The 4,065-nt window shown below is 59.7% G+C and carries 4 protein-coding genes; 1 reads left to right on the top strand and 3 read right to left on the bottom strand.

Going from position 1 to position 4,065, the window contains the following annotated elements:
- Positions 1-767, bottom strand: a 767-nt coding sequence (locus tag WCA53_RS08875; RefSeq protein WP_423908114.1) for a DEAD/DEAH box helicase, incomplete at its 3' end; no start/stop codon positions are given.
- A 240-nt stretch (positions 768-1,007) separates the two neighbouring features.
- Between WCA53_RS08875 and WCA53_RS08870 the strand changes: the two genes are divergently transcribed.
- Complete coding sequence (locus WCA53_RS08870; RefSeq protein WP_423908111.1) at positions 1,008-2,435, top strand: PLP-dependent aminotransferase family protein; 1,428 nt, start codon at positions 1,008-1,010, stop codon at positions 2,433-2,435.
- A gap of 93 nt (positions 2,436-2,528) precedes the next feature.
- Here WCA53_RS08870 and WCA53_RS08865 read toward each other — a convergent pair whose 3' ends face one another.
- Both WCA53_RS08865 and WCA53_RS08860 read right to left on the bottom strand, forming a co-directional pair.
- A complete protein-coding gene (locus tag WCA53_RS08865; RefSeq protein WP_423908109.1) occupies positions 2,529-2,732 on the bottom strand; it encodes a DUF2970 domain-containing protein in 204 nt (67 codons plus the stop codon).
- A gap of 402 nt (positions 2,733-3,134) precedes the next feature.
- A complete protein-coding gene (locus WCA53_RS08860) occupies positions 3,135-4,004 on the bottom strand; it encodes an NAD(P)-dependent oxidoreductase (protein WP_423908107.1) in 870 nt (289 codons plus the stop codon).
- Positions 4,005-4,065: the final 61 nt, after the last annotated feature.

Below are 4,065 nucleotides of genomic sequence, written 5' to 3'. Positions count from 1 at the left end.
GTTTTGACGAACACCAGCGCGTGCTCCCAGTTGTTCTGAGCCACGAGGTGCATGAAGAGGTCAGGCTTGTTCTTTTTATCCACCGGCACCACCCACTGCTTGATCTTGCTGGCCGTGGCATTGGGCGCGCCGACGCTGATGTTGACCGGGCTGCGGAGAATGGCCGCCGCCATGGCGCGGATATCATCGGTAAACGTAGCAGAGAACAGCAGGGTCTGGCGCTGAGCGGGCAAGGCAGCAAAGACGGCGTTGAGTTCGCGCGAAAAGCCCAGATCCAGCATGCGGTCGGCTTCATCCAGCACCAGCGTTTGTACTTGATCAAACTGCACTGCGTTCTGGCGATTGAGATCCAGCAAACGGCCCGGCGTGGCAACGAGCACATCCACGCCTTTGCGCAACGCCATCATCTGCGGGTTGATACTCACACCGCCGTAGGCGGCCAGAAATCGTAAGTCGAGGCCCTTGCCGTAATCGATAAAGCTTTGCAGCACTTGTTCGGCCAGTTCGCGCGTGGGCACCAGCACCAGAACACGCGCGCGGTTGCTGGACACCGCCGGGCCGTGTTCCACCTGTTCCACCAGCCGTTGCAACAGCGGCAACGCAAAACCCGCCGTTTTGCCAGTGCCGGTCTGTGCCGCAGCCATGACGTCCTTGCCACTGAGCACAGCAGGGATCGCCTTGGCCTGCACCGGCGTAGGTGTCTGGTAATTGCGGTCCTCCACATTACGCAGCAAGGGATCGATCAGGCCAAGCGAGGCAAAAGACATTACCGTATTCCCGGCTAAAGCCGCAATTCTAGCGGTTACCGCCTGATTGCGAGCCGGTTAAGGGGTTCTCGCTACACTTGCTCGGATATCGCGTGTTTTGGGGGAAAGCGGACCACGCCGAATTGCATTACCACTGACAGCGTTTTGACAGCTTCGCCGGGTCGTCATATGCGACGGAACATTGCACGACCTCCGGCGACGGCGACCTAACATGAGATAAACACTTTAAGAAAACACATCATGAAACGCTACGAGGCTCTCGCCAACTCGATTGCTGATGGCATCCGGTCGGGGCAGATTCCGATCGGCTCCCGACTACCGTCGCTCCGGCAGATCATCGCGCAGCGCGGTGTCAGTCAGTCGACGGTTTTCCGCGCGTACTATCTGCTCGAAGAGTGGGGGCTGATCCGCGCCGAAGAGCGCGCGGGCTACTTCGTGACGCCCGGTGCGGCGGTCAAACAGGTGCCGTCGCATCAGGACATGCCGCTAGCCGATTCAACGAAGGTCGACATCAGCGATCTGGTGTTTTCCGTGCTCGATGCCGCGAAGCATCCAGACATCGTGCCGCTCGGCTCGGCGTTCCCGTCACCCCTGTTGTTCCCTTCAGCTCGCCTGCTCAAATCGCTGACCCGAGGCACGCGCGCGCTCAGCCCATGGAGCACGGTCGTGGATCTGCCGCCCGGCAACGACCATCTTCGCCGCCAGATCGCGCGGCGCTATGTGGCCACCGGCGTGTCGATCCCCCCCGAGGAGATCGTCGTTACCAACGGCGCGCTGGAGGCGCTGAATCTGTGTCTGATGGCCGTCACGCGTCCGGGCGACGTCGTCGCGGTCGAGTCGCCGGGCTTCTACGCGGCCTTGCAGGCCATTGAGCGGCTCGATCTGCGCGCGGTCGAGATTCCGGTCCATCCGGTCACAGGCCTCGACCTCGACGCGCTTGCCGCTGCGCTCGACAAGCATTCGATTCGCGCATGCTGGTTCATGACCAATTTCCAGAATCCGACCGGCGTCACCCTTTCCGACGAAAAGAAGAAGTCGCTCGTTGACATGCTTGCAGCGCGCGACGTACCGCTGATCGAGGACGACGTTTATCAGGAGCTGCACTTCAGCCGTGATCGGCCACTCCCTGCGAAAGCCTTCGATAGCAACGGACTGGTCATGCACTGTAGTTCGTTTTCGAAGACGCTTGCACCGGGTTATCGTATCGGATGGGCGTCCGCTGGACGCTTCGCGGATCGCGTGCAGCGGCTCAAACTGATGACGACGCTCTCGGCCAGCAGCCCTGCGCAGGCGGGCATTGCGGACTACCTGGAGCACGGCGGGTTCGACCGGCATCTGCGCAAGCTGCACGCTGCGATGCAGACCCAACGTGCAGCCATGGAAGCGGCTTTGCGGCGATACCTGCCGCGTGAGGTCCGATGGGTGACGCCCTCGGGCGGTTACTTCCTGTGGCTGCAATTGCCGGACGCGGTCGATGCAATGGCGCTGCACCGGCTCGCGATCGGCCGTGGTATCAGCATCGCGCCTGGTCCGATCTTTTCCGCCACGCACGCATTTCAGAATTGCGTCCGGATCAACTTTGGGCATCCCTGGAGCGTCAAGATTGATGGAGCCATACGTGCCCTTGCCGAGATTCTCGATGACCCGGCGGTGCACGCGTCAATCTGATTCATGTTCAGTGCGACCGTGATGAGCCCGTTGCTGTTAAGCCCTACACGCCAATAGCAGCCGGGTTGCGCGGCCAATGCAGCGAACCACGAATCAGAAGCCCTGCATTGCGCTCGTCGAGTCCGCGACCAGGTGCACAAAGCCGAATATGATCGCGCCGATGACCACTGCCATGAACACGGCCACGAACGGCAGCAGGACAAAGTTCACGTTGGCGAAGTCCGTCTCATGCGACGCACGCTTGCGCACGCCGAAGAAGCTGGAAAGAACGATGCGGACGAGTCGGAGGAATTCCATGGCGCGGCTCCAGTTGGTTTGGAATGCATCCATCATCCAGCCACCCAGGAATCGGAAACAGCAGCAGATTCGTGCAATGCGTGGTAAGCACGGGCCGCAATTCGTCGCGGTCCGCTATGTAGGCAGCCGATCCGCTCGCGCGTCAACGTAATTCGCGACGGTGCAGATCGAATGCTTCACCCCGACGCGAGCCAGTACCCGATTTGGATTTCAACTGAACCGGGGCGGGTTCTCATTCCGACTGCGAAGCCTTGCTGGGCGGGATTCGATGCTGTTCAGGACAAAAAGCCACCCCCAAACCTATCCCCTAGAAGCTCGGCTGTCACGCGAAGGTATCGCCCCTCTTTGGACTATTCTAGCGACGCAAGTTGACGTCAGAACCTTAGCGGACCGGTCAAACATTTAGCTGTCTTTGTCGAAGAGCTTGACGACAGCTGTCATGTTGAGATCACCAAGCTTCTCGTCAATGGCCTTCAGAAATACATCTCGTACAGCGCTCACCGTAGGTACCAGTGCATCCCCACCCGCAGTGGTCACCGTGTAGCCGAGGTCCTTTGCGAGAAGCTTGATGGGAAATTTGGCTTCGAAATTTCCACTGAGCATGGATTTCGTATCACTGGTGAGGTGCTCGGTCCACATTGCCGTGCCTGCCACGGCATCCAGCACCTGTTTCGCGTCGACACCGTGCCTTTTGAGCATGCCGATCATTTCCGCGATCGTGCTTAGCCCGACGCCCATTAGGGTATTTGTGACGAGCTTTGCCAGTGCCCCAGCCCCTGCGGGCCCCGCATGTTGAATGCTGGAACCGACAGCCGTGAGCACTTTCTCCGCACTTTTGAGCGTCTGCGCATCACCCCCGACCAGGAACACTAAAGTCCCTTTCTCGGCCTGAGGAGTACTTCCGGACACCGGCGCTTCCAGCATTGCAGTGCCGGTCTTGCTCAACGCGTTATGGAGTTCACGAGCCCAACCCGGGGTAATCGTGGAGCATTCAATGGCTATAGCTCCCGGCTTCATGCCTGCAACTGCGCCGTTCGTTGCATCCAGCCAGACCTTACGCGACGTCTCGTCATCGCGAACCATCGTAAAGATGAACTCGTTGCCTTCCGCCGCTTTCCGAGGGGAAGCCGCGGTTTTCGCGCCGGAACTGGCCAATTTCTTGGTCGCCTCCGGTACTAAATCGTACACGGTAAGCTCGTGACCCGCCTTAAGCAGACTGGCCGCCATACGCGATCCCATTGCCCCCAACCCTATAAACGCTACCTTGCTCATGCCATTACCCCTTTCGGCGCTCTGGCGAGCGCCCGTGGATTCAATCACTATCCTTCAAAGG

Origin of the sequence: Caballeronia sp. (genome assembly GCF_049581465.1) — a bacterium.
Taxonomy (GTDB): domain Bacteria; phylum Pseudomonadota; class Gammaproteobacteria; order Burkholderiales; family Burkholderiaceae; genus Caballeronia.
This window is presented reverse-complemented; position numbering and strand designations above follow the sequence as displayed.